The organism is Flavobacterium hydrocarbonoxydans, assembly GCF_009789235.1.
GTDB classification, from domain to species: Bacteria; Bacteroidota; Bacteroidia; order Flavobacteriales; family Flavobacteriaceae; genus Flavobacterium; species Flavobacterium hydrocarbonoxydans.
This window is the reverse complement of sequence record NZ_WSTB01000005.1, coordinates 36,021-62,543: the sequence shown is the minus strand read 5'-3', so window position 1 is coordinate 62,543 and position 26,523 is coordinate 36,021. Positions and strand designations below refer to the sequence as shown.

At 34.5% G+C, this 26,523-nt stretch carries 23 protein-coding genes; 12 read left to right on the top strand and 11 right to left on the bottom strand.

The features are described from left to right. Positions 1–114: 114 nt before the first annotated feature. Together GON26_RS10345 and GON26_RS10340 are read right to left on the bottom strand one after the other, a co-directional pair. Positions 115–351, bottom strand: a complete 237-nt coding sequence (locus tag GON26_RS10345; protein ID WP_160374740.1) for a hypothetical protein — start codon at positions 349–351, stop codon at positions 115–117. A 93-nt stretch (positions 352–444) separates the two neighbouring features. Next, positions 445–1,608, bottom strand: a complete 1,164-nt coding sequence (locus GON26_RS10340; RefSeq protein ID WP_160374739.1) for a THUMP domain-containing class I SAM-dependent RNA methyltransferase — start codon at positions 1,606–1,608, stop codon at positions 445–447. 130 nt (positions 1,609–1,738) lie between these two features. Between GON26_RS10340 and GON26_RS10335 the strand changes: the two genes are divergently transcribed. Then, a complete protein-coding gene (locus GON26_RS10335) occupies positions 1,739–2,503 on the top strand; it encodes a class I SAM-dependent methyltransferase (RefSeq protein WP_160374738.1) in 765 nt (254 codons plus the stop codon). Positions 2,504–2,554: 51 nt separating this feature from the next. Further along, the gene (locus GON26_RS10330) at positions 2,555–3,223 is read left to right on the top strand and encodes a ZIP family metal transporter (RefSeq protein ID WP_160374737.1); all 669 of its coding nucleotides are present in this window, start codon (positions 2,555–2,557) and stop codon (positions 3,221–3,223) included. 211 nt (positions 3,224–3,434) lie between these two features. Here GON26_RS10330 and GON26_RS10325 read toward each other — a convergent pair whose 3' ends face one another. The 3 genes from GON26_RS10325 to GON26_RS10315 form a co-directional block, all read right to left on the bottom strand. Beyond that, the gene (locus GON26_RS10325; RefSeq protein ID WP_160374736.1) at positions 3,435–5,816 is read right to left on the bottom strand and encodes a TonB-dependent receptor domain-containing protein; all 2,382 of its coding nucleotides are present in this window, start codon (positions 5,814–5,816) and stop codon (positions 3,435–3,437) included. 156 nt (positions 5,817–5,972) lie between these two features. After that, positions 5,973–7,121, bottom strand: a complete 1,149-nt coding sequence (locus tag GON26_RS10320; RefSeq protein ID WP_160374735.1) for a helix-turn-helix domain-containing protein — start codon at positions 7,119–7,121, stop codon at positions 5,973–5,975. After that, positions 7,122–8,276 carry a helix-turn-helix domain-containing protein gene (locus GON26_RS10315; RefSeq protein ID WP_160374734.1) on the bottom strand — a complete coding sequence of 385 codons (1,155 nt, stop codon included), beginning with the start codon at positions 8,274–8,276 and terminating at the stop codon, positions 7,122–7,124. A 76-nt stretch (positions 8,277–8,352) separates the two neighbouring features. On the opposite strand from GON26_RS10315, the gene GON26_RS10310 reads away from it, so the two are divergent. The 10 genes from GON26_RS10310 to GON26_RS10265 all read left to right on the top strand — a co-directional run bounded on the left by GON26_RS10310 (position 8,353) and on the right by GON26_RS10265 (position 18,061). Further along, the gene (locus tag GON26_RS10310; protein WP_230407918.1) at positions 8,353–8,655 is read left to right on the top strand and encodes a hypothetical protein; all 303 of its coding nucleotides are present in this window, start codon (positions 8,353–8,355) and stop codon (positions 8,653–8,655) included. A 161-nt stretch (positions 8,656–8,816) separates the two neighbouring features. Then, a complete protein-coding gene (gene murQ / locus GON26_RS10305) occupies positions 8,817–9,629 on the top strand; it encodes an N-acetylmuramic acid 6-phosphate etherase (RefSeq protein WP_160374975.1) in 813 nt (270 codons plus the stop codon). A gap of 115 nt (positions 9,630–9,744) precedes the next feature. Further along, positions 9,745–9,966, top strand: a complete 222-nt coding sequence (locus GON26_RS10300; RefSeq protein WP_160374732.1) for a DUF6095 family protein — start codon at positions 9,745–9,747, stop codon at positions 9,964–9,966. Between the two features lie 76 nt (positions 9,967–10,042). Next, complete coding sequence (locus GON26_RS10295; RefSeq protein WP_160374731.1) at positions 10,043–10,615, top strand: pentapeptide repeat-containing protein; 573 nt, start codon at positions 10,043–10,045, stop codon at positions 10,613–10,615. Positions 10,616–10,617: 2 nt separating this feature from the next. Next, positions 10,618–11,190 carry a DUF1572 family protein gene (locus GON26_RS10290; RefSeq protein ID WP_160374730.1) on the top strand — a complete coding sequence of 191 codons (573 nt, stop codon included), beginning with the start codon at positions 10,618–10,620 and terminating at the stop codon, positions 11,188–11,190. A gap of 127 nt (positions 11,191–11,317) precedes the next feature. Further along, positions 11,318–11,689: a DNA topoisomerase IV gene (locus GON26_RS10285; RefSeq protein ID WP_160374729.1), complete on the top strand. Its 372-nt coding sequence runs from the start codon at positions 11,318–11,320 to the stop codon at positions 11,687–11,689. A 297-nt stretch (positions 11,690–11,986) separates the two neighbouring features. Further along, on the top strand, positions 11,987–13,906 hold the full coding sequence (locus tag GON26_RS10280) for a DUF294 nucleotidyltransferase-like domain-containing protein (protein ID WP_160374728.1): 1,920 nt from the start codon (positions 11,987–11,989) through the stop codon (positions 13,904–13,906). A 2-nt stretch (positions 13,907–13,908) separates the two neighbouring features. Next, positions 13,909–14,553: a 3'-5' exonuclease gene (locus GON26_RS10275; protein WP_160374727.1), complete on the top strand. Its 645-nt coding sequence runs from the start codon at positions 13,909–13,911 to the stop codon at positions 14,551–14,553. Positions 14,554–14,724: 171 nt separating this feature from the next. Beyond that, the gene (locus GON26_RS10270) at positions 14,725–16,206 is read left to right on the top strand and encodes a PhoX family protein (RefSeq protein ID WP_160374726.1); all 1,482 of its coding nucleotides are present in this window, start codon (positions 14,725–14,727) and stop codon (positions 16,204–16,206) included. A 70-nt stretch (positions 16,207–16,276) separates the two neighbouring features. Continuing rightward, positions 16,277–18,061, top strand: coding sequence for a cytochrome-c peroxidase (locus GON26_RS10265; protein ID WP_160374725.1), 1,785 nt, complete (start codon positions 16,277–16,279; stop codon positions 18,059–18,061). Positions 18,062–18,181: 120 nt separating this feature from the next. Here GON26_RS10265 and GON26_RS10260 read toward each other — a convergent pair whose 3' ends face one another. The 6 genes from GON26_RS10260 to GON26_RS10235 all read right to left on the bottom strand — a co-directional run bounded on the left by GON26_RS10260 (position 18,182) and on the right by GON26_RS10235 (position 26,487). Then, on the bottom strand, positions 18,182–20,902 hold the full coding sequence (locus GON26_RS10260; protein WP_160374724.1) for a DNA gyrase/topoisomerase IV subunit A: 2,721 nt from the start codon (positions 20,900–20,902) through the stop codon (positions 18,182–18,184). A 36-nt stretch (positions 20,903–20,938) separates the two neighbouring features. Further along, complete coding sequence (locus GON26_RS10255; RefSeq protein ID WP_160374723.1) at positions 20,939–21,556, bottom strand: hypothetical protein; 618 nt, start codon at positions 21,554–21,556, stop codon at positions 20,939–20,941. 127 nt (positions 21,557–21,683) lie between these two features. Next, entirely contained in the window at positions 21,684–23,558 is a 1,875-nt protein-coding gene (locus tag GON26_RS10250) for a DNA topoisomerase IV subunit B (RefSeq protein ID WP_160374722.1), read from the bottom strand. Positions 23,559–23,717: 159 nt separating this feature from the next. Beyond that, positions 23,718–24,896, bottom strand: coding sequence for a nicotinate phosphoribosyltransferase (gene pncB, locus GON26_RS10245; protein ID WP_160374721.1), 1,179 nt, complete (start codon positions 24,894–24,896; stop codon positions 23,718–23,720). Between the two features lie 76 nt (positions 24,897–24,972). Continuing rightward, positions 24,973–25,908 (bottom strand): transglutaminase domain-containing protein, encoded by a 936-nt coding sequence (locus GON26_RS10240; RefSeq protein ID WP_317164700.1) that lies wholly within the window; start codon positions 25,906–25,908, stop codon positions 24,973–24,975. A gap of 54 nt (positions 25,909–25,962) precedes the next feature. After that, positions 25,963–26,487 carry an NADPH-dependent FMN reductase gene (locus GON26_RS10235; RefSeq protein WP_160374719.1) on the bottom strand — a complete coding sequence of 175 codons (525 nt, stop codon included), beginning with the start codon at positions 26,485–26,487 and terminating at the stop codon, positions 25,963–25,965. Positions 26,488–26,523: the final 36 nt, after the last annotated feature.

Genomic DNA, 26,523 nt, shown 5'->3' with positions numbered 1-26,523 from the left:
TTATACCGAATAAAAAAGCCACGAATTCACGAATTATTAGTTTTAATTCGTGAATTCGTGGCTTTTATTTTGCCTTAGAGACTTAGTCCCTTAGCAACTTAGTAGCTTCAAAAACTACCCTATTTCTCTAATTCCTTTTATAAAAATCCATTTCATAAACAGTTTTTCGCCGTCTTTTGTTTTTACAGCCTGAAATTTAGGCGAAATCAAAGTTCCCACAATAAATGCTGTCAACGGAATCCAAATTCCGGTTAAATGAGTATAATTCGCTACCAGATATCTCCCTAGAATAAATAAAATAGCGAAACATCCTAATTGATATAAAAAAGCTCTTACTTGTAGTTTTGTCATTTTTCTTCTTTTTTTTAAGGTTCAAAGTTACAAAGGTTCAGAGGTACAAAGAAAAAACCTTTGTCGCTTTGAACCTCTGAACCTTTGCAACTATTATTCGTTAACCTGAAATTTCGTTCTCTTACTTCCTTCGTACATTTCGTATTTTACCAAACGTGCTTCAAGACTTGCATTAAAAAGTTTAATTTTTCTTGACGGTTTTAATCCCACAAACTTTAGAGCTTCCAGATTGGCTGTTATGAACCAGGCGTTTGTTCCCGGGTAGCTTTTCTTTAAAGTATCACCAATATTTTTGTAGAATTCTTCCATATGAATATCCAGACGCTCATCATAAGGCGGATTAAAAACCATGTGCAGCTTTCCTTCTACTGCTTTTTCAGTATCAAAAAAGTTATCCTCAGAAATAGTTACATAATCATCAAGATTGGCGTTTTTAATATTGTCTTTGGCTTTGTTTACAGCACTTGGCGCTTTATCAAAACCTTTTATTGTATAATGAAATTCCTTTGTTTTTTTCATCAGACTGTTTACAATCTGATCGAATAAATCATTGTCCCAGTCTTTCCACTTTTCGAAAGCAAATTCTTTACGGTTAATGTTTGCCGGAATATTACAGGCAATCATTGCTGCTTCAGCAAGGAATGTTCCTGAACCACACATTGGGTCCAAAAAGTGACTTTGCCCTTCCCAACCCGACAACAATAAAATTCCTGCTGCCAGAACTTCGTTGATTGGCGCAATATTCGTTGCGGTTCTGTAACCACGCTGGTGCAGCGAATTTCCTGAAGTATCCAGTGCTACCGAAACCTGGTCTTTATCAATATGAATGTTGATTCGTAAATCCGGAAAAGCTTTATCAATGCTCGGACGCTGTCCTGTTCTTTCTCTAAACTGATCTACAATCGCATCTTTACATTTTTGAGAAACAAACTCCGAATGGTTAAAATAAGTAGAGTGCACAGTCGCATCAATTACAAAAGTCTGGTTGGCATTCAATAATTTAGACCAGTTTACACCCGAAATTCCTTTGTATAACGCCTGTTCATTATTAGCTCTAAAAGAGTAAATTGGTTTTAACACTTTTAAGGCAGTACGCAACGATAAATTGGCTTTGTACATAAAACCTTTATCCCCTTTAAAGCTTACCATCCTTACGCCTTTCTCAACATCCTGAGCGCCTAATGCTTTCAATTCTGCCTCTAATATTTCTTCGAAGCCAAAAAAACATTTGGCAATCATTCTAAAATTTTCTTCCATTTTTATTTTTGTTATAAAAAAAATCCCAATCTACCTAACCTGATTCTTTATAGGTATCCTCGTTAAATAGTAATTTTTTGGCAAAAATACACTAAATTTGCCGGACTTTGAATTAATTGAAATAGAATAAATGTCTGAAGCACCGAACTCCTCTACACCAAATCCCGAACGTAATACCGAAAATTGGTTTACCTCATGGTTTGATACCCCGTATTATCACATTCTTTATAAAGATAGAAACTACCGCGAGGCTCAGATTTTTATGGATAATATTACCCATTATCTCAACCTGCCCGAAAAAGCAAAAGTTTTGGACTTAGCTTGCGGAAAAGGCCGTCATTCTATTTACTTAAACCAATTAGGATTCAACGTCTTAGGAGCCGATTTATCTGAAAACAGTATCGCTGAAGCCAGCAAAAACAACAACGAAACCCTGCATTTTAAAGTGCACGATATGCGCGAGCCTTTCGAAGAAAAGTTTGATGCTATCTTCAATCTCTTTACCAGTTTTGGTTATTTCGAAAATGACGATGACAACCTAACAACCCTAAAAGCCATCAAAGAAAGCTTATCCGAATATGGTTTTGCCGTAATCGATTTTATGAATGTCGCGCAGGTAATCGAAACGTTGGTTCCCGAAGAAGTAAAAACAGTTGACAACATCGATTTTAAAATCAAAAGGTACGTTCAGGACGGACATATTTTTAAGGAAATTGATTTTGAAGACAAAGGCCATCATTATCATTTTACCGAAAAAGTAAAAGCATTAACTCTGGCTGATTTTCAGGAATTAATGGAGGAAGCAGGCATCTATCTTTTGGACATTTTTGGCGATTACAAACTCAAAAAATTCCACAAAACCGAAAGCGAACGATTGATCATGATTTTTAAATAAGCTTAACTTTTTTCTTAAAATTCGATTTAAAAAATTAATATAAGGTTTCAAATGAATTATTTATTACCCTTATTTTCAGTACTTATAGGATATTTGATCGCTTTGTTTTTAAAACCTAAAAACAAAACCAAATTAAAATTGTTACTGGCTTTTAGCGGTTCTTTTCTATTATCGCTTACCGTAATGCACCTTTTACCGGAGGTTTATGCAGCGCACGATCATAAAATTGGACTCTTTATTATGATCGGAATTTTATTCCAGATCATTTTAGAATTTTTCTCAAAAGGAGCCGAACACGGGCACGTTCACGGACATGCAAAAATGTCTCAGATTCCGTGGTTGCTTTTCATCAGTTTGTGTATTCACGCCTTTTTAGAAGGCTTCCCGGTAGGACATCATCAGGGTCTTGCCATCGGAATTGCCATTCATCACTTGCCCATAGCCGTGATTCTAACCACGTTTTTCATCAACGCCAGTTTAAACAAAAAAGCCATTTTTGCCTTCATGCTCGTTTTTGCGATTATGACACCACTCGGCACAGTAGCATCAGACTTTTTACCGTTTTTAAACCAATATTACACGCAAATAACCGCAATCGTAATTGGTATCTTATTCCACATCTCATCCACGATCATTTTCGAAAGCAGCGAAGGCCATAAATTCAATGTGGCCAAAGTTTCCATGATTGTTCTCGGAATATTTCTAGCCTATTTATTATAATCAGGGCGTGACCCCATCCCGACAAAAGGGCAAACAAACTTTGCGGTTATACGCCCTTTTATCAGGATGGGGTCGGGCTTTCACTGCTACTTCGGTAGCTTAGCTCTATCCCTCACGCGCAAAAAACTGACTTAAAAAAAAATACCTAACAGGTTTTAAAAACCTGTTAGGATATACAATTATCTAATTCTCTAATTGACTAATTGACTAATTATCGGGCTCTGTTTTTCTCCTCTTCATTTCCAAAATTACGTTGACTGACATTGATTTTTTTGTTTCCAAAATTATAAACAACAGACAAACGGGCAAATCGGTTGCTTTCATTCTGACTGTAAACTTGCCTTACATTGTTTACAATCGAAACATCCTCTTTTAGATAAGACGTATTAAAAATATCATTCACTAAAACAGAAACCTGCATTGCTTTGTTTAACAAATCCTGTTTAAAACCAATATTCAGACTTGCTGCATATCCTGTATCATACAAACCGCTTTTATAAGGCGTCGTATAGTTAAAATCTATTTGCAATTTGGTTGCTTTGCCTAATGAAAAGGTATTGTTTGTCGAAAAATCTACCTGAAGACCATTTACAGGTGTTGCATTGATATCTTTTATAAACTTAATATCTGAACCTAAAAAATACAACGAGTTCTCACTTTGCCACCAGTCTGCAAAATTGGCCGAATATGTTTCTCCAATTCCATAATTAATCCCTTTAAAATAATTTTCTCTCGATACAATTTGTGTCAGTGTTTCCGGATTTGCTGTAAAAATTACGCCATAACCATCTGTAATCGAATTTAAGAAAATGCTGGTTTTCAAAATCTCTTTATAAGTATGTGCAAATTCAAAATTGTCGCTAAAAGAAGGTTTCAAAAAAGGATTTCCTTCTGAATAACTATTACTGCTGATATAAACTCTAAACGGATTCAACAAAGAAAAATTAGGTCTGCGGATTCTTCTTCCATAATTCAAACTAAAACTGTTATTTTCATTTTTATGATAAGAAGTATAAAAGGTTGGAAATAATTTAAAATAATTGTTTTGAGTCTCCTGATTCAAAGTCTCAGAAAAACCTTTTGTCTGCGTATTTTCTAATCGCAATCCTAATTTAAAATTCCATTTTTCGTTAATCTTTTTGTCTCCACTAATATAAACCGCCTGATTATTTTCGGTGTATTTAAACTGGTTGGTTTGATTGGCATCCAATTCCGGAGTTCCGGTAATAGTATTATAAAAAACCACATCACTTTTACTGTTTGTAAAACTTACTTTCGCTCCATAAGATAAGTTTATTGCTTCAAGCGGATGTTCCATATCGGCCTTAAAACTTAAATTATCAATATCCTGATTCGAAAGATTGCGTCCTGACTGATTTACATCCACAAAACTTCCATCTGCTGCATAATTGTTTGCTATAAAATCTCTGTCGAATTTTGAGTTATAATCAAAGTAATCTACATCAAATGATACTTTACGGTTTAGCGAATCCAGTTTTGTAATTAAATGTAAATTATAAGTCTGGTTATCTGTTTTTCGGTCTAAAAAACTCTCATTTATGATATAATTGTTTAATTTATTCTGAGCATTATAATTATCAATTCTGATATCCGAGTCAAAATCAGGATTGCTTTTATCTTTCAAAATTTGAAAACCCAAGGTTGTTTTTTCTGAAAAATCATAATCCAAAGCTATTTTTCCCGATACGTTTTCTTCATTTAATTTCGTTTCTGCCTTCATTTTCGAAGGTCCTTCAGCAAAGTACATATCCAGAGCTTCCGTAATATTTCTATAACCCGCTTTTCCGTTTACACTGGCCGAAAATCGAAACTTATTTTTATTGTAAAAGAAATTATTTCTTAAAGCATAAATTCCATATTTATTTTGGTCATACGATGCTGTGGTGGTATTTTTCCAGGAATCACGAGCGCCTTTTTTCATCACAATATTAATCAGTCCGCCAGCTCCTTCGGCTTCATATTTTGCTGGAGGGTTGCTTATGATTTCGATATTCTTAATATCACTTGCCGAAATAGATTTCAGGAAATTATTAAGCTCTTCGCCCGTTAATTCAATCATTCTTCCATCAATCATAACACGGGAAGTTCCTTTTCCTAATATATTGATCGCATTATTTTGTACTACAACTCCCGGCGCTGTATTGATCGCACTCAAAGCATCACCCCCAGCCGTTGTTACATTATTTTCAGGATTATAAACCAGACGGTCTATTTTTTGTTCGATCGTATTTTTTCTCGATTGAATGACAACTTCTGTCAAATTGGTTGTGTTTTCTTTTAAAATGAGGGTTCCTAAATCCGTATCATTTTCTATTGTAAATTCTTTTTCATAATCTGTAAATCCTAAAAGGCTGATTCCAATTTTATAAGAACCTTTTTTAATAGTGATTTCAAAACTGCCCTCTTGTTTAGAGGTAGTTCCGTCGATAATTTTTCCTTCTGAATTGGATATGGAAACATCAGCCCATTCTAATGGAGTTGTTTCGCTTGCTATTTTTCCTTTTAATTTAAATGATTGTGCCAAACAAAATAAAGGCAATAATAAAAAGATAAGGAGGTTTGCTTTTTTCATGATTTCTAATTTTAAAACTTGTTTCGATTAATTTGAAGCAAAGTTGCCTTAGAAATTTCCGATACGCGACCGACAAAAAAAAGTCGAACCAATTTCTGTTTAGGAAATTGGTTCGACTTTATTGGGTGTGACGTACGACTTTTTACAAAACGCTAATTATGAAGCGTTTCGGTAAGCTGTAGGCGTTAAATTAGTATATTTTTTAAAAGAAGTATTAAAAGAGGATTTCGAATTAAAACCTACTTCATACAGAATTTCTAAAACTGTCAAATCACTTTTTAAAGGATCTTTCAAAATATGCATGGCTTTTTGAATGCGATATTCATTTACAAAATCAAAAAAATGCTGATTGATATGATGATTGATTAAAACAGACAGATCCCGAACCGGAATTTCAATCTGGTTCGAAAGTTCCTGAATCGTTAGCGACGGATCAAGAAAAGGTTCTTTGGCTGCCATATATTGTTTCAAAACTGAAATTTGAGTGCTAATTTCCTCACTCTGATTCACTTTTGTTTTGGCAAAATTTTGATTTTCCTGAGGAAGAATATCTCTGGCCAACTGCAATCTGGAATCGATACCACGAAAAAGTTCAGGATAGTTCAACGCTTTTAGTACAAACCAACAGGTTACAATTAGCACCAGAATCTGCATAAAAACATTTGCCCAAATCCATAATGCCTCAATTTCTGTATATCTTACAACATTCTTGGCTATAGATAAATAATACAAAATAAAGAGCCCGGTCGATATTTGAAATAACCATTTGAAAATAGAAGTTTTAGGATTGGTATAATTTTCCTGGTATATTTCTCTGTACTTTTTTAAAACCTGAAATACTCCAATACTATACACTATAATTTGTATAGCCAACATCACCTGGAAATCATACAATTCAGGATATTGACTGCGATGGTTATAAAACTGCATTTTTTGTGCATCGTTCAAAAAGTAAAGCCTGAAGGCAAAAACTACATTGATTACTACAAAAGGAACTGCGTGAAGCAGATGTTTGGTTTTCAGTCTGAAATCAGTAAAACAAACGGAAACGATATACAAATAAAAAAGAGGAATTATCAAAGCGCAAATAGTCCATCTGAAAAATTCTAGATTCAAATGGCTTTTAATGAAAGATTCACCAATAAAAATACCAATAATGTCAATTGCAAAAACTACCAAATAAGAAGCAAATAGACGGTTTGCCAATTTATTTTCGGTTTTTACAGTGAGTAAAAAAAAGGCCATTAATAAGGAAACAAAAACCGACATCCCGCTCAGGATATTTAAAAAGCTGTCTATATTCATTTAGTTTTTTATTAAAGTGTTGCGGTAAGCTGTAGGCGTTAGATTAGTATGTTTTTTAAAAGAAGTATTAAAAGATGATTTCGAATTAAAACCTACTTCGTACAGAATTTCTAAAACTGTAAGCTGACTTTTAGACTGATCTTTCAAAATACCCATCGCTTTTTGAATGCGGTATTCATTTACAAAATCAAAAAAATGCTGCTTCATATGATGATTGATCAAAATTGATAAATCCCGAACCGGAACATCAATCTGGTTGGCCAATTCCTGAATAGTAAGTGACGGATCCAGAAAAGGTTGTTTTTCTGCCATGTATTTTTTTAACATTGAAATCTGAGAAGTAATCGCTTCATCCTGTTGGGATATTGTATCGTTTGTAAGACCATTTTCCTGCGGAAGAAAATCTTTTGTCAATTGTAATTTAGAATTGATGCCTCTAAAAAGTTCCGGATGATTAAGGGCCATCATGACAAACCAGCAAATTACAGACAAAGCCATGGTTACCATTAGCACATTTCCCCAAAGGAAAATCTCTCTGGAAGCAGTATAACGCAATACATTTTTTGAAGCTGTAATACAGTGCATAATCAAAAAAACACAATTCATCTGAAAGAGCCATTTGTAGGTGGAGGCACTTGGATTTGTATAGTTTTCGAGGTAAATTTTTCTGTACTTTTTTAAAATTAAAAAGACACTTATAATATAAAACCAATATTGTACTTCGATTAAAACCTGAAAAAAATAAACTTCAGGCATTTGACTGTAATTTGCGATAAAGAGCTCTTTTTCAATACCCGATTGCAAATAAAATCTCGGCATGAAAACTAAATTCATTACAATAAAAGGAAGCGTATAGATAAGGTGTTTCCATTTTAATCTAAAATCAGAATAACAAACTGCTAAAACATAGAGATAAATCAAAGGCATTTCGAGCAGACAAATCGTACTTCTTATAATCTCTAAAGCCGCCAATTCCTTTGGAAATTCAAAAACCAATAAACCACTGAAATCAATCGCCGAAAAAACAATAAAGCAGCCAAATAATCTGTTGGCCAATTTATTTTCGGTTCTTACTGTGAATACAAATACGGCCAGCAATAAGCAAACAAAAACAGCAATCCTGGCAATACCATCTAAAAAATGTAACTTATCCATGTATCGGTTTAATATTTAACAAATATAATCTGTTGGGATTAATTAAGCGATTTCGTTTAATTTTTAATTTTTGGATATGACAAAGATTTTTTGGATAGGTATCAAAAACCCCAAATTTGACGTCCTTGATGCCAAATTTGACGTCCCTGATGCCAAATTTGACGTTCCTGATGTCAAATTTGACGTTCCTGATGTCAAATTTGACGTTCCCGATGTCAAACTTGACATCCCCGATGCCAAATTTGACGTTCCCGATGCCAAATTTGACGTTCCCGATGCCAAATTTGACGTCTCAGATGTCAAATTTGACGTTCCCGACGTCAAACTTGACGTCCCTGATGTCAAATTTGACATGACAAGAACTAAGAAGACAACATAAAAAAAATAAAATTTAAAGAAAAATCAATAAAGTTTAAACAAATCTTAATCTAAAAAAATCATTTTATAAAAAAGAACTGTAATTTTTAACTACTTGCCTTCTAAATTTCGAAATTGAAATAAAAAAGATTAATTTTGGACAGCCTAATTACCACTAAAGAAATGACCTTTACAAAAACTACCGAGCAAGCTTCAAAATACGAACATTTAGAAACAATGTCTGTTCATGAATTACTTGTAAACATTAATCAGGAAGACAAAACCGTTCCTTATGCGGTAGAAAAATGTTTACCTCAAATTGAAGCACTGATAGAGCAAGTTGTTGCTAAACTAAAAATTGGCGGACGCCTTTTCTATATCGGAGCTGGAACTTCAGGTCGTTTAGGTGTCGTGGATGCCTCAGAATGTCCTCCTACTTTTGGCGTCCCTTTTGATCTGGTAAACGGTATCATTGCTGGTGGAGATTCTGCCATTCGTCGCGCTGTAGAAAACGCCGAAGACAACAATCAACAAGCCTGGTTAGACTTAAAAGCACTTAATATTAAAGATACTGATGTTGTAATAGGCATAGCAGCTTCTGGCACAACTCCTTACGTTATAGGCGGATTAGAGGCTTGTCATGAAAACAATATCACAACAGGCTGCATCACTTGCAATGCAGGTAGCCCCTTAGCGTTAACGGCTCAGTTCCCTATAGAAGTAGTGGTAGGTCCTGAATTTATTACCGGAAGTTCCCGTATGAAAGCAGGAACAGCTCAGAAATTAGTACTTAATATGATTTCGACCGCTGCCATGATTCAGATTGGTAAAGTCAAAGGCAATAAAATGGTAGATATGCGACTTAGCAACGTAAAACTCGTTGATCGTGGTGTAAAAATGGTGATGGACGAAATTGCTGTTTCGTATGAAGAAGCATCTGAATTATTAAAGAAATACGGCAGTGTTCGAAATGCTGTTGACAATTATAATATATAGGTAAAAGGGTTTCTTGTGAGATGGGAAATGTGAGATGTGAGATGTACAGAAAATAACCATTTTACTAAAACCTGAAACCTGAAACTTTCAAAACCTGAAACTTGAATCTATAAAAATGGCAACAAACACAGAATTATTAAAAAAAGGAGTTACCTATTTATCAGGTTCGTTACCCCTACTGTTTATTGGGCCAACGTTGATTTATAATGCGTTTATGAATCAGCATACCAATTGGCATTACCTGGTTCTGGGAATCGGAATCGTAGCTTGCCTAAGCGCCATGTATTTGATTTTTTATGGATTGAAAACCATAATGAGAGGTTTATTTAATGACTAATTTGTAGCAATACAAAAAATATATACAAACCTAACAGGTTTCTAAAACCTGTTAGGTTTCATCACAATCAACATTCATGGAAAGTCTAATTCACATTCAGAAAACATTCGAGAAAGTTATTTATATCGATAAAAAAATAAACAACCGCGAGTTCGAAGATTGTGTTTTTAAAAACTGCGATTTTTCGAACAGCAATTTTGCCTACAACACTTTTCTGGATTGCGAGTTTATCGATTGTAACCTATCGATGACAAGTCTCGCAGGAACCAGCTTAAAGAATGTCACTTTTAAAAACTGTAAATTATTAGGAATCGCTTTTAACGAATGTGACGATTTCTTATTTCAGGTTTATTTTGAAGAAAGTGCCCTGGACTATGCTATTTTTTCGAATAAAAAAATGCCTAAAACCAAGTTTATCAACTCCTCGGTAAGAGAAGTTACTTTTATAGGAACCAATTTAACGAGTTCGGTGTTCGACAATTGCGATCTTGACGGTGCAATCTTTAATGATACGCAGTTAGCCTCTGTTGATTTTAGAACAGCTTACAATTATAAAATTGACCCAGAATTTAATCCGATGCGAAAAGCACAATTTTCTAATCAGGGAATTGTGGGACTTTTAGATAAATACGATATTAAAATTGTATAGCTATGGAAGCAAACCAATCTTATTTAGAAAGTGTAAAAAAGCAGTTTTTGTATTATAAAATGCTGGGCGAAAAAGCGATAGAGCAACTGGAGCCCGCACAACTTTTTATATCTGTAAACGAAGACACTAATACTATTGCAACGATTATCAAACACATTTCGGGCAATATGTTATCAAGATGGACTGATTTTCTGACTACTGACGGCGAAAAAGAATGGCGCAATCGTGATGCCGAATTCGAAAATGACGTACAGTCAAAAGAAGAGGTTCTGAAAATCTGGAACAAAGGCTGGGATTGCTTTTTGAATGCTTTGGAAAGTTTAAAACCGGAACAGCTCACAGACATTATTTATATTCGTAACGAAGGCCACACGGTTATGGAAGCTATTAATCGGCAGTTGGCGCATTATCCGTATCATGTGGGACAGATTGTTTTTTATGCCAAACAACTCAAAACCAACGAATGGAATAGCCTCTCTATCCCGAAGAATAAATCCGGAAATTACAACGCCGAAAAGTTTGCTAAGGAAAAAGAAATTAAGAACTTTACAGACGATGAGCTTAAGAGGTTTTAGATTTTAGATTTTAGATTGTAGATTGTAGAATTTAGAATTTTGAAATTGAAATTGAAATTGATATTGATATTGACATTGAAATTGACATTGAAATTGAAAAGCTCCTAAAAAAACACCTTAATATAATATGAAAAAAATACTTTTCCTTATCCCTCTACTATCACTACTATCTTGTTATGAAGCGAAGCACGACTGTAAAAGTTTTAAAAACGGAAAATTTAAATTTGAATTTGAAGTAGATGGCGTAAAAAAAACAACCCTTTTTGAGCGTAAAGACAGCATCGAAATCGAAACTTTTGATGGAAAAACCGATACTTCAACAGTTCGCTGGGTGAGTGATTGCGAATATATTTTGCAGAAAAAACATCCGAAGAATATGGCCGAAGAAAAAGCAATCAGTATGAAAATCCTAAGCACGACGAAAGATTCTTATACTTTTGAATTTGGAATGGTAGGCTCTGAAGAAAAGCAACGCGGAAAAGTTATTAAACTTGATTAAAAATAGAAGCTCCATTTTGGGGCTTTTTTTTTGAATTATGCCACGAAGGCACGAAGGCTCTAAGATTATAAAAACTTTGTGTCTTTGTACCTTTGTGGCAAAACCAAAAAACTGGATTAAAAACAAACGCCTTTTTAGATGTTTTTTTAAAAAACGAATTATGCCAAGAAGGCACGAAGGCTCTAAGATTATAAAAACTTTGTGTCTTTGTGCCTTCGTGGCAAAACCAAAAAAAACTTGTTTGTGTTTCTTTTACATTTCTATTTAAAATCTTACATTAGAACCTAAATATAAAGCATGAAAAATACCATATCACATAGAGTAGCCGACTTCTTAAAGAACTTTCCTCCGTTTAATTTTTTGCATCATCTGGAGTTAGAAAAATTATCAGAGCAGATTTCGATTATTTATAAAGATAAAGACAGCGTTATTTTTGCCGAAAATGATGCCACACACGACTCTTTTTATGTGGTACACAAAGGTGCGGTGGCACTAAAGAAAAATCTGAAAAATGCGGTTTTGGACATGTGCGATGAAGGCGATATTTTTGGGCTTCGACCGCTTTTGGCACAGGAAAACTACATCATGGAAGCCCGTGCTTACGAAGAAACTATTTTATATGCCATACCGATTGCCGTTTTTAAACCTTACGCACTCGAAAACAGACACATTGGTAATTTCCTAATCGAAAGTTACGCTTCGAATACTAAAAATCCGTATTCTGATATTCATAAAAATAAACTTTACGGCGATTTTATCGGAGAGGAGCCTTCCCGCTCTGATCAGGAATTATTTGATTTACAGCCCGTAAAATATTCTAAAAAAATTGTCACCTGCGGTCCATCAACAACAGCAAAAGAAATCGCTAAAATTTTAACCAAGAAAAAAGTAGGTGCTATTTTGATTGTAGATGAAATGCTCCCGATAGGAATTATTACTGATAAAGATTTGCGTAACAAAATTGTTTCCGGCGATTACCCGATTACGACTACAGCCGAAACTATTATGACCAAACCTGTTATTACCTATTCAAAAAAAATGACCGTTACCGAAGCGCAAATGGCCATGATGAAAAGTAATATCAGTTATTTGTGTTTAACAAAAGATGGAACCGTAAATACAAAAGCAGTCGGAATTCTATCCAAACACGACCTAATGGTAGCGCTGGGTAATAATCCTGCTGTTTTGATTAAAGCCTTAAAACGAACTACGAAGGTCAAGGAAATCAAACCCATTAGGGCCCGAATCATGCAATTGCTGCAGGGTTACCTTGACCAGAATATTCCGATGACTCTGATTTCTAAGATCATAACCGAATTAAATGATGCCTGCATCACCCGCGTTATCGAAATGTCGTTAGAAAAAATGAGTAGTCCGCCACCGGCAAAATTTGCGTGGCTCGCTCTTGGAAGTCAGGGAAGAAGCGAACAAATGCTGCACACCGATCAGGATAATGCTATTGTTTACGAAAATGTCTCTGAGGTTTTCAGGGATGAAACACAGGCCTATTTTAGAAAATTTGCCGCACATGTCAACAAAGGACTTTTTACCATTGGTTATGATTATTGTCCTGCCGAGATGATGGCCTCGAACCCAAAATGGTGCCTGAGCCTTGACGAATGGAAAACACAAATAGAATACTGGATAACCAATCATGGTAAAAATGAGGTTTTATTATCTTTTATTTTCTTTGATTTTAGTGTGACCTATGGCGACAGCGAAACGGCAAACCAACTATCTGATTTTATTTTTGAAAAATTAAAAGCCAATCCGATTTTTTATGTTCATCTGGTTAGTGGTGCTTTGCAAAGTCCATCGCCTACTGGCTTTTTCAGGCAGTTTTTAGTAGAACAGGATGGTGCCAACAAAGATCAGTTTGATATAAAAAGAAGGGCTTTGATGCCGCTTACAGACGCTGCGAGGGTTTTGATATTGTCACATTCGGTTAAATCAATTAGCAATACGGCAGAACGTTTTGAAAAATTGGCAGAACTGGAACCACAGAATAGCGAATTGTATTTGTCTTGCTCCTATTCGTTTAAAGCTTTATTGAAATTTAGAACCAAACAAGGTCTTTTGCATCATGATTCGGGGCAATTTATCGCTTTGGAATCGTTATCTAAAATGGAAAAAATAAAACTCAAACGAACTTTTAAAACCATTAAAGAACTTCAGGAGCTGATTAGTGTTAGATTTAACGTTTCTAATTTAGTATAACTATGAGTTTATTAAAACCTTTCTTTAATTTCTGGAAAAAAGAAGATGATAATCTTTTCGATGAAAATATTTCAATTGAAGAAACCCGTTTTGTCGTTTTGGACACAGAAACCACCGGATTTGATTACGAAAATGACCGGATATTGTGCATTGGTGCTCTTGTACTGCAAAATGGCAGCATTGCTATTCCGGAAAGTTTTGAAATGTATATTGAACAGGATCATTATGATAAATCTACCGCTCAAATTCATGGAATTTTGAAAGATTTTATTCTAAAACGTCCTTCAGAATCAGAAGCTTTACAACAATTTTTAGCCTTTTTAGGCGATTCGGTTATCATAGCGCATCACACTGTTTTTGATGTCACGATGATTAATAAAGCGCTAGAAAGAAATGGTTTGCCAATCTTAGAAAATAAGACTTTAGACACAGCATATCTTTACAAAAAAACCTTAATAGAATCGCATTTATTCGAACGAAAAGACCATTACAGCTTAGATGATCTGGCGGATAAATTTGATATTTCGAAAAAAGACCGACATACTGCTTTGGGCGATGCCTACATAACCGCAATTGCCTTTTTGAAGATTGTAAAGAAACTAAAGGAGAAAAAAGAGGTCAATCTGAATTCGCTTTTTAAACTCTAATTTACATTGGTGTTTAAAAATTTCCTTCTGAAGCTTAACTTTACAATTATACTTTAAATTTACTTTTTAGTAATACAATCCTTATCGTTTGTTAGCAATTTTAAAAGATTGGCTTAACACCTTTTTTATTTTTCGGAGATAGATTTGTTTAACCAAAAAAACAAAGATATCATGAAAATCAATTTTTTAAAATCCGTAGCATTATTAGGATTTGTAATCTTATCTGCAATCAGTTGTCAGGATGATGACAATAATGATCCGAATAAAGTAAATGCCGACATTGACTTTACAACGCATTCCAAAATTCCTGCTTTTGTGTATGCAATGAGTGGCTTTGAGGACTTAAAAATTAGTACCCTAATCACTAGTGCAGATGTTTTGCCTGAATCGCCAACATTTGTTTACGGAGCTCAACCAGATGGTGCTGGAATTATGAGAAATCCAAACGGAGAAGGTTACATCATGATAACCAATCACGAGATAGTACAATCTGTTTCAAGAGTTTATTTAGACAAAACATTCAAACCTGTAAAAGGAGATTACCTTGTTGACGCAATTGGCGGATTAACGCGTCTGTGTTCAGCAACTTTGGCAACTCCAGAAATTCATGGTTTTGGACCAATATTTTTAACTGCTGGGGAAAGTGGCCAGGAAAGTATGGTACACGGAATTAATCCTTTGGGATCGTCGGCCGACAAAAGCAAAACCGACAGAGTTTTACCCGCTTTAGGAAAAGCAAGTATGGAAAATGCTGTGCCGTTGCCAAAAGAAGCATATCCTGGGAAAACAGTAATCCTTATAGGAGAAGATCAATCGTACGCACCATCTCATGTGAGTGCGGGACAATTGATTATGTACATGAGTACAACCGGTGATTTATCTAACGGAAAATTATATGCACTAAAAAGAACCGACGGAAATCAGGTAGAAACATCAATAACTTTGAACAATTCTTATCCTGTATCGTTTGTAGAAATTCCAAATGCAAAAAACTTAACAGGAGCGGTAATTAATACTACTGTAAATTCATTGGGGGCTATCCGTTTTTCAAGAGTTGAAGATGTTGATTACAGAAAAGGAAGTGCAAGCAATAACAGAGAAGTTTATTTTACTGCTACTGGTCAATCTCCTGATTATAATACACCTGTAGAAGGTTATACCATGTGGGGAAGAGTTTATAAATTGAAAATGGATGCAAATGATCCTCTTAAAGGCACTTTAGAATTAGCTGTTGAAGGCGATTCTACACCTGGAACAGGAATCATAAATCCGGATAACCTTTGCGTTACCGAAAACTATGTTTACATTCAGGAAGATGGCGATAGCTATTATACCAATGCAAAACACGATTCGTATATCTGGCAATATAATATCGGTACAAAACAAAATAAACCTTGGTTAAACATGAATCACAAAAGAACTGATGTGGCTTGGAATGACTTATACAACCAAACTGGTCAAATGAAATTTGGTAGCTGGGAATTTGGAGCCATGCAAGACATCTCTGATATAATAGGTGTTCCAGACACTTTTACAGTAAATATTCACCCGCATACTTGGCAATCGGATAAATTTAAAAATGCGGATGGTTCAGGAGTTAGTGATATTAAGGAAGGTGGACAGACTGTTATTATAAGAAACGCACAACGATAATAATCTATAAAAAATTAAATTAAAACAACCCTTATTTTTCGATAAGGGTTGTTTCTATTACAATACTATTATGAAATTTAAATATTTAATTTTCTTGCCTTTAGCATTATTTTTTTTCTTTTCATGCCAAAAAAATGAAGTTTCAAAAGTAACAATAAAACAAAATTTACTTGTTGATTTAAGCAAATTAAACAATGAAATTATTCTATTTCAAAAACTTACAACCAATAATTCTTCAGAAAAAGAAATTATCGAACAGTTTAAAAAGTCACGTTTATCGTATAAAAAAGTAGAATGGGCTATTGAATACTTTATTCCGGAAACGGCTCGTTTTATGAATGGTCCTGCACTGGACGAAATGGAACTGGAAGAAAACAAATCGTTTGAACCTCATGGTTTTCAGGTTATGGAAGAACTTATTTACCCAAAATATGAAGTTTCAAGTAAAGAAGAATTAAACCGGGAAATCGCTATTTTTTTATCGAATATCAAACAGGTAAAAAGTAATTTTGAAGTGATTACAATTAGCGACGATTATGTTTTAGACGCTTTACGCGAAAATATTGTTCGAGTAATTGCTTTAGGAATCACAGGTTTTGATAGTCCAATTTTGCAATCTTCTATTCCAGAAACAGCCGAGAGTTTAATGGCAATTCCGAGTTGTCTGGAAACAATCAATTCAAACAGTAAAATCGTAAAGGATTTAAAGAAAATTACGCTTGAAGCGAAAAAATACTGTGCCGAAAACAATAATTTTAATTCGTTTAACCGAGCCATTTTTATCACTAAATATCTAAATCCGATTTCCCGAAAGATTAAAGAATTTCAAACAGAAGAAAAAATAAAAACAGTTAATAAAAACAGTCCGCTTAAAGCAACAATTACTACTTTATTTGACAAAGATGCTTTTAATGTGAATGCCTTTGTAATTTCTGATGATTATAAATTTTCTACAGAAAAAGCTATTTTAGGAGAAAAATTATTCTATGATAAAAGTCTTTCAAAAAATAATAATCGAAACTGCGCGACTTGCCATCATCCCGAAAAAGCATTTACAGATGGTTTAAAAACCAATGTTTCTTTGACTGGAATTAATTTAGCCCGAAACACTCCAACTCTAACCTACGCTTCGTTGCAAAATGCTCAATTTTGGGATATGCGTCAACTAGATTTAGAAAAACAAAGTGTAGATGTCATTCAAAATAAAGACGAAATGCACGGCTCTATGGAAGAAATTCATGCTAAAATTTCGCAAAATGAAGGTTATAAAAAACTTTTCAAAAAAGCATTTCCAAAAACATTAAAGCCAGAACCCTGGCAGATACAGAATGCCTTGGCTAGTTATATCAGATCTTTAAATGCTTTAGATTCCAGATTTGATGAGTATATGCGAGGAAATGAAAATAGTTTAACGGCTCAGGAAATAAATGGAATGAATCTTTTTATGGGCAAAGCAAAATGTGCAACCTGTCATTTTACACCTTTATTTAATGGAACAGTTCCTCCTAGTTATTCCAAAACAGAACACGAAGTTATAGGAACTCCAAACGAAATTTCAGGAAAAAGATTAAGCCTTGATGTTGGCCGCTATTTATATAATAAAATGCCTCAATTAGTAGGTGCTTTTAAAACTCCAACAGTTAGAAACGTAGCCAAAACAGCTCCTTATATGCACAATGGTGTTTTTACAACCCTGGAAGAAGTAGTAGATTTTTACAATAAAGGTGGAGGAAAAGGTTTAGGATATGAAGTGGATAACCAAACGCTTCCTTTTGATGAATTGAAGCTAACTAAAAAAGAAGAACGGGATTTAGTTGCTTTTATGAAAACCTTAACCGACAAAAAATATCAATAATTTTTTCAAAATAAAAACCAAAATAACACCGCTTCGAATCCTTAACAATAAAAAATTTCGCCACAAATTCACGAATTAAAATTTAGTAATTCGTGAATTCGTGGCGATTTCTTTTTCTATTTATTCTAAAACCAAACCAATCTGGCCGTCGTCATCTAATTCTGTTTCGACTGAATCATCATCGGCTAACTGAACTGGTTCCGGAATTTCCTCAACAGGTTCTTCGTACGGCAAAGGATCTAATAAATTAACCTGTTTCAGTTTATCAGCAGTTAATTGATTTCCGAGTGCTTTAAAGCCTTTTACAGCAATAAAATCTTCAACATCAATATGTAAATCTTCTTTTTGAACGCCTTTCACTTTCGTGAAAATTAACTGCGCAACTGGTCTGTAATCTGTTGATACAATTTCGAGTTGTGAATTTGGATGTTCTGTAATGAAACTTTCTTCTTTCCCCTCATTTTCAACCAGAAAACGTTTCAGATAATAACGTTCTTTTTCTCCATCGAAATAAATTGCCGAAATTGGTTTCTTAGGATTCCATTTTTCCAAAACAATCATATCTTCATCAAAATGCGTCGATAATTCTGGAATAATCACCTTCAATTTACCGGATTGATTGATGATTAAGATTTTGTCGCTCGGCTTAAATTCACCCAACAACTCCCCTCTTGCATCTACATTCAGGCGTTTTACGGTATCATCAAACCAAACTTTTCTTGGCAATAATGTCGAAATTCCTTTTTCTTTTAATTCAATTTTCTTGATTGGATATTTCGTCACCAAATTTCCTTTTGAAGCTCTGCCTTTTATCGCTAAATTGGCAAAATCAATATCGAATTTCAGTTTTTTGATTGTTCCAACCTGACGTAACAAAATCGTAATTACTTCGGCTTCTCCATTTGGATTATGCGAAAAGTAAACCACCTGTGAACCCGCTTTCTCATTAGTCAAATCATACGGTTTATCACGCGTAACACCCGTAACATTAAAACGTTTGATGTACGATGGCCCTGATTTTCCGTCACGATAAATCATGTTGTAAATCGTGCGTTTATCACTTTTATCAAAAATCGCAATATGAATAATATCTTTTCCTACAAAAGTCTTCGCATCAACTTTGGTAACCAGCATTTTTCCGTCACGCAAGAATACAATTACGTCATCAATATCCGAGCAATCGGTAACATATTCGTCTTTTTTCAAGCTCGTTCCAACAAAACCTTCTTCACGATTTACATATAATTTTGTATTACGTAAAACTACTTTTGTAGCTTCAACATTATCAAAAACACGTAGTTCCGTTTGGCGTTCGCGTCCTTTTCCGTATTTCTCTTTTAATTTGGTGAAATAGGCAATGGCAAAATCAGTAAGATTTGCCAAATGATGCTCTACTTCCTTCATTTCTTCTTCTAACTTTGCGATAAAATCATCGGCTTTATCAGAGTCAAAACGTGTAATACGAATCATCGGAATCTGAGTCAAACGCTGCAAATCTTCATCGGTAATTTCTCTGACGAATGATTTTTTGAACGGCTCAAAACGATCGTACAAATATTTATAAAGCGATTCTCTATCCGAATATAATTTGAAATCAATATACATTTCTTCACGAATGAAGATTTTCTCCAAAGTCGAGAAATGCCATTTATTTTTAAGTTCTTCTAACTGAATTTCAAGTTCCTGACGAAGTAAATCTTGTGTTCTATGAGTCGAAATTTTCAACATTTCAGACACACCAATAAACAAAGGTTTGTTATCTTCAATCACACACCCCAAAGGTGCTACGGAAGTTTCGCAAGCTGTAAAAGCAAACAAAGCATCAATCGTTTTGTCTGGAGAAACACCTGGAAAAAGATGTATTAAAATTTCTACATCTGCCGCCGTATTGTCTTCAATTTTCTTGATTTTGATTTTACCTTTATCATTGGCTTTCAAAATACTGTCAATCAAAGTCGTGGTATTAGTCGAAAACGGAATTTGCGTAATCACCAATGTATTTTTGTCTAATTGGGCAATTTTTGCACGCACACGTACACGTCCGCCACGAAGTCCGTCATTATAATTCGACACATCGGCAATACCTTGTGTCATGAAATCCGGATATAAGGTAAAAGGTTTTCCTTTTAAAATTTTGATCGAAGCATCAATTAATTCATTGAAATTGTGTGGTAAAACTTTAGTCGAAAGACCAACAGCAATACCTTCAGCTCCCTGTGCTAAAAGCAACGGGAACTTTACCGGAAGATTGTTTGGTTCTGCACGACGACCATCATACGAAACGCCCCAATCGGTGATTTTTGGAGAATACAAAACCTCCAAAGCAAACTTGGATAAACGTGCTTCGATGTAACGGGAAGCTGCCGCTCCGTCACCAGTTAAGATATTTCCCCAGTTTCCCTGGCAATCTATCAATAAATCTTTCTGACCAATTTGTACCATGGCATCACCAATACTCGCATCTCCGTGAGGGTGATACTGCATGGTGTGCCCCACAACATTGGCAACTTTATTATAACGACCATCATCCAACTCTTTTAGAGAGTGCATAATACGACGCTGAACCGGTTTAAAACCATCTTCAATCGCAGGTACGGCACGCTCCAGAATTACGTACGAAGCATAATCCAGAAACCAGTCTTTGTACATTCCGGTTACTTTCGTAATTACGTCTTCGCCTTCTTCTTCCTGATTTTCGTAAAAATGCTGCCCTTCAAAATGTTTGGCGTCTACATCTATAATTTCATCAGAATCCTCACTTTGATTGTCATCAAATTGATTTTCGTCTGAATTATTTTCGTCGTCGTTTGGAATTATGTTGTCGTCTTCTTCGTCTTTCATTTTTTATGCTGAATTTATTTTCAGTATTAATAAATTTTAATTTTTTATATAACCTTTATGTTTTAGAAAATCATATTCTCTATTTTCCTGGGTATCATCTTCATCTCCCTCATGCACAAAAAGTTTAATTCCGTATTTCTTAAACAATATCTCCATATCAGAATAACAATATTTTTGAAATTCTTCTAAATTTTCAGAATTTCTTCCGGCTGCACAAGCTATACAAAACTCGCTGTAACCCATAATACGATTTTTATGATCTCTAAATAAAATCATATGTCGAGGTTTGTAACAATCTGCAGGAGTTTCACCAGTACTGCAGGTATCGGATATCATTAAATTCAAAAGTTCTTTCTCCTGAATTTTATTCAAAGTAACTCTCTCTTGTATCATTAAACTATCAAAAGTCAATCTGTAATTATCAACCAATATCTTATTAAATGGGCTTTTATCATTAACTTTTATAGTATCCCAAACCACTCTATTATAGTAAGATACTAATTCAATATTAGAAAAATTCTTTAATGGAAAATCTCTCTTTTTGATTATTCTGCTTAATGAATTTACAACTTCAATTTTGCCTGAATCTATTGTTTTTTCATTTTTACATGAAATAAAAAATAAGAATGCAATCAAAAATAGTATTCTCTTCATATTACAATTTCGTTTCTAATCACAAAGAATAAATTTCGTCAACACTAGTGATGAAATTGAAAATTTCAAAACCGCAGACAGTGTCTGCGGTTTTTATTTTCACAAATATTAGACACTGTCTAGTATTTTAAATAGCAACATCCTCAATCGTATCCAGCTCCACCTTCAAATTCTTGATGATAAACTCTTGTCTGTCCGGAGTATTTTTCCCCATATAAAAAGACAACAATTGCTCAATCGAAGTGTTTTTATCCATCATAATTGGGTCTAATCGAATCGTGTCTCCAATAAAGTTCTTGAACTCATCTGGTGAAATCTCTCCCAAACCTTTAAATCGGGTGATTTCCGGTTTTGGTTTTAGTTTTTCGATAGCATCTTTTCGTTCTTCTTCAGAATAACAATAGATGGTTTCTTTTTTATTTCGAACCCTAAAAAGTGGCGTTTGCAAAATATATAAATGTCCTTCTTTGATTAATTCCGGGAAAAATTGCAAAAAGAAAGTAATCAACAACAAACGAATGTGCATTCCATCGACATCGGCATCGGTTGCAATTACGATGTTGTTGTATCGCAGTTTTTCTAGACCATCTTCGATATCTAATGCTGCCTGCAATAAGTTGAATTCTTCGTTTTCATACACGATTTTCTTCGTCATTCCGTAGGAATTCAGAGGTTTACCGCGTAAACTGAAAACCGCCTGCGTATTTACATCACGCGATTTGGTAATCGACCCGGAAGCCGAATCTCCCTCGGTTATAAAAAGCGTACTTTCTAAGTTTCTTGGATTTTTTGTGTCTGGAAGATGCGCACGGCAATCTCTTAATTTTTTATTGTGAAGATTCGCTTTCTTGGCACGGTCTGTAGCCAGTTTACGAATTCCTGATAATTCTTTTCTTTCGCGTTCGGCCTGCAAAATTTTACGCAATAACGCTTCGGCTGTAGGCGGATTTTTGTGTAAATAATTATCTAATTTGGTTTTGATAAAATCATTTACAAAAGTACGCACTGAAACTGGCGGCGTGCCATCATCAGAACCCATGTCCATAGAACCCAATTTGGTTTTAGTCTGTGATTCAAAAACCGGTTCCATCACCTTGATACTAATCGCACTCACAATCGATTTACGCACATCTGATGCTTCGAAACTTTTGTTGTAAAACTCACGAATGGTTTTTACAATTGCTTCTCTGTAAGCCGCTAAGTGCGTTCCTCCCTGCGTGGTGTTTTGTCCATTGACAAAAGAGTGATATTCCTCGCTATATTGTGTTTTACTGTGCGTTAAAGCAATCTCGATATCATGATCCTTCAAATGGATAATTGGATATTCAAGATCTTCAGCGCTGATAGTTTCTTCTAATAAATCACGAAGACCATTTTCTGAAATGTATTTTTCTCCATTAAAAATAATAGTCAAACCATTGTTTAGGTAACAATAGTTTTTGACCATTTTGATCACATATTCCATACGGAATTTGTAATTTTTGAAAATTGTTTCGTCTGGCGTAAAGGTTACTTTGGTTCCTTTTCGTTTTGTAGTATCAATTACATCTTCTTCCAAAACCAGGTTTCCTCCCGAAAATTCAGCAGCTTTTTGTTTATCCTCACGAACAGATTCAACACGAAAAGCACTCGAAAGCGCATTTACAGCTTTTGTTCCGACACCATTTAAACCAACTGATTTCTGGAAAGCTTTAGAATCGTACTTTCCTCCTGTGTTCATTTTCGAAACAACATCGACCACCTTTCCTAATGGAATTCCACGTCCGTAATCACGAACCGAAACCGTTTTGTCTTTGATAGTCACCTCGATAGTTTTTCCGGCTCCCATCACGAATTCATCGATACAGTTGTCTAAAACCTCTTTCAGAAGAATATAAATACCGTCATCTGGCGAAGATCCGTCTCCCAATTTTCCGATATACATTCCGGGACGCATACGAATATGCTCTTTCCAATCGAGTGATCTAATATTATCTTCGTTATATTGATTTTGCTCTAGCATAAATGAAGTTTGGATTTTTGGCTAATGTACCATTTCTACCTAAAAAATGAAAGCGTATTATTTGAAAGTTATCAATAAAATGACCTCAAAAACGTAATTCATTGATTTTAAAAAATTGGAACCGTTAAAAATATAAAAAAAGTGCTTTCAAACAAATAATCAGGATTTAATTCCGAGGACTTCTTTTGCCAAAGCAATCATTTCGGGCGTTCCCGTGTTTTTATTTTTTTCGTCTGAGAGTTTAACAACACCTTGCCAATGCGAATGATCAGGTTTTGTTTCGACTAATTTTATCACCATATTCATTGATGGAAGTCCTACATCATTGGTGAAATTGGTTCCAATGCCAAATGACATTTTAATTTTGTCTTTGCAAAAATCGGAGATAATTTTTACTTTATCAAAATTAAGGGAATCTGAAAAAACAATAGTTTTGGATTTAGCATCAATTCCCATTTTGGTATAATGCTGGATTACTTTTTGAGCAAATTCTACCGGATCACCGCTATCGTGACGTACGCCATCAAAAAGTTTGGAGTATTTTTTATCAAATTGATGGAAGAAAATTTCTGTTGTATAAGTGTCTGTCAGCGCTATTCCAAGATCACCTCCATACACTTGTGTCCAATGTTCCAGACTGATTAAATTTGCCATTTTGAAACCATATTGCGCGGCATGAAACATAAACCACTCATGCGCATGCGTACCCAAAGGTCTTTTATTATTGGTCATTGCAAAATGTACATTGCTGGTTCCGATGAAACTATTGCCTCCAAAAGTATGCAGCGTTTCGTTTACCAAATTATGCACATCATAAGAATGACGGCGTCTGGTTCCAAATTCTAAAACCGAAACTCCCAGTTTGTTATAATTGTCAACTTTTGATTTTGTCTGGTTTTTAACCGCTTCATCATTCAATCGGATTAAATGATTTGCCTTATAAAAAAGTTCTGAAATTAAAGCCATCAAAGGTACTTCCCACAAAATAGTCCGGTACCAAAAACCTTCGATAGTAACTTTTATGTCTGAGCCTTCCTGAGTAATATGAACTTCTGAAGGATCATAATTATAACCTTGCAAAAAATCTAAATAAGTGGGATCGAGATACGGACAATAATGGGATAAGTAATTCTTTTCTTCTTTAGTCAAACGCAAATCAGCCATGGCATCAACCGATTTTCTGAGTAAATCTGCAAAACCTGATGGAAATTTATGCTTTCCACGATTTATAAAAGCATAACGAACCTTTGCCTTTGGAAAAAGCTTTATTACGGCGTGCTGCATCGTAAATTTGTAGAAATCATTATCTAAAATCGATTTTAGAAAAGTTGTTTCCATAACCATCATTTGGTATTAAAAGCTAAATTGACAACACTTCTTTTAAGGCTTTTATAAAATTAAAAATAAATTCTCATTAAATTGATTTTGGAACAATCTTAAAAGATGCTATACTATTTCCGTTAAGGAAAAAAGTGATAAACTTGCTCAGGTTATTGGTATTTGTAACCTGAAATTCTAAAAAACCTCTTTTTTCTTTGGGATTTTCAATTTCGAAACGTTGTCCTTTCGTATTCAAATAACAAATATCATCCGTTTTAGAAATGTTCTTGATTCTAAAGGTTATTTTTTCACCCGTCTTTACTTCAATTAATCCGGAATTGGGTTCTAAAATTTCATGATCACCACCAATAGTATTGTTGTAAATCAAAGGACCATTTAAAAAAGCATCTTTATCGATTTTATCATTCAGATAAGTTCCGGAATCCGGATAATGTTTGGCAAAAAAGTACTTTGGATCTGTATCAAAATAATACGGTTTAAACTCTTTGACCGCAATTTTTTTTGAAAAATCGAAATAACCCTGTCCCCAAGTAGCATCTACCAATCGCCATTTTCCATCAATTTCAACCATATTCCAGGCGTGATTGGTTTGGGTGTTTTTTCGGCCAATGTCATTCAGCATCGTTTTAGAATCTCCATGAATCACCTCAACGTTAAGCCCAACTGAATTGGCTAATTCGGCATACAATAGCGAAAATCCTTCGCATACCGCTTTTTTATTTGTAAAAGCTTTTTGAACAATATCATCCTGCAAATCCTGAATTTGCTTGTTTCTTTCATATTCAGTTCGATAGGTAAATCTTTTAGACGGTTGAGGATTCAAATAAGCCTTGTAATCATATTGAATATTTAAGGCAATCCAGCTAAAAATTGCTCTAGCTTTCTGGTACTCCGACTTAAAATCTTTATCTATTCGTTTTGCTAAATCCTCTGTGCTGGCAAAGTTTTTAGGATATTTCAATATGATACTATCAATCCTGTTGTATTTCTGTGAATACGATAAATTCACAAAAAACACATTTAGAAAGAACGTGAGCATTATAATGTTTTTCAGTTTCATGAATTAAAAACTATCTTTTATTAACCCTTTTAATGTGGTATCCATTTCAGGATTCGAAATTTGGTTTTTATCTAAATCAAAATTAGAAGTAAAAACAGGTAACGAAAAAGTACCTTTTATCTGAGCGCCATATCTCGGAAAAGCATTTTTGGCAATTTCTAAAACTGAAGCTCCACCCCTTGGTCCTGGAGAAGTTGCCATCAATAAAACAGGTTTTTGCTGAAAAACATCTTTGGCGATTCTCGAACTCCAATCGAATAAATTCTTGAATGCAGCCGAATAATTTCCGTTGTTTTCTGCCAATGAAATTACCAGAACATCTGCCGTTCCTATTTTATCCAGAAACAATTGGGCTTTTTCGGCCTTACCGATTTCTTTTTCCAGATCAACACTAAATAACGGAATGGCAAAATCATTCAGATCTAAAACTTCAACCTCAGCATTTTCAAATAGATTTGCTGCGTAAGTTGCTAACTGTTTGTTGATCGAATGTTGACTGTTGCTTCCTCCAAAGGCTATAATTTTCATACTAATTATGTTTTACTAGTTGGGTACGTTTTTCTC